The organism is Streptomyces sp. NRRL S-350 (genome assembly GCF_000719705.1).
Taxonomy (GTDB): domain Bacteria; phylum Actinomycetota; class Actinomycetes; order Streptomycetales; family Streptomycetaceae; genus Kitasatospora.
Map to the genome: position 1 here is coordinate 1 of NZ_JOHO01000173.1, position 972 is coordinate 972.

Consider the following 972-nt stretch of genomic DNA (forward strand, 5'->3'; position numbering starts at 1 on the left):
CAGGCCAACTACGCCGCCGCCAACGCCTACCTGGACGCCCTCGCCCACCACCGCACCAGCACCGGGCACCCCACCACCAGCCTCGCCTGGGGACCGTGGGCCGCCGGCATGGCGGCCACCGTTGCCGCCAGGACGGGAGTCAGGCCGCTGCGGGACGCCGAGGGGCTGGGGCTGTTCGACGCCGCCCTGACCACCGGTGTCCCCGTCGTCGTCCCGATGCACCTCGACGCGCACGCGGTCGTCGGCGACCACGGGCCGGTTCCCCCGCTGCTGCGCGCGCTCGTGCCGACCGCACCCCACCGCGCCACCGACCGGGCTGCGGGCGGCTTCGCCGAACGGCTTCGGCCGATGCCCCCGGCGGACCGCGACGCCGCACTGCTCGCGCTCGTCCGAACCCAGGTCGCCGCTGTGCTCGGACACTCCGGCCCGCAGACCGTCGACTCGGGGCGTGCCTTCAGCGAACTCGGCTTCGACTCGCTCACCTCGGTCGAGTTGCGCAATCGCCTGAACGCGTCGACCGGGCTCCAGCTCCCCGCGACCCTGGTCTTCGACCACCCGAACGCGTCATCGCTGGTGGACCACCTGCGGGACACGATGTTCGGCGCGGCCCCGGCGGAGACCGTGCCGGCAGCCGCCGCCGTGTTCCAGGACGACCCGGTGGTCGTCGTCGGGATCGGGTGCCGCTATCCCGGCGGTGTCGGCAGCGCGGAAGACCTGTGGCGCCTCGTGTCCTCCGGTGGTGACGCGATCTCGGGGTTCCCGCAGGACCGCGGCTGGGACCTCGCGTCGTTGCGGTCCGTCGGCACACCGGGCAGCAGCACCGCGGACTCGGGTGGATTCCTGTACGACGCGGCGGAGTTCGACGCCGAGTTCTTCGGCATCTCGCCACGCGAGGCCCTGGCCATGGACCCCCAGCAGCGCCTGCTCCTGGAAACCACCTGGGAAACCCTCGAACACGCCGGCATCGACCCG

At 73.5% G+C, this 972-nt stretch carries 1 protein-coding gene; it reads left to right on the forward strand.

Going from position 1 to position 972, the window contains the following annotated elements; translation table 11 throughout:
- Window positions 1-972 (forward strand): beta-ketoacyl synthase N-terminal-like domain-containing protein (locus tag IF30_RS42855; RefSeq protein WP_037903097.1); only part of this gene is annotated, 972 nt, incomplete at both ends.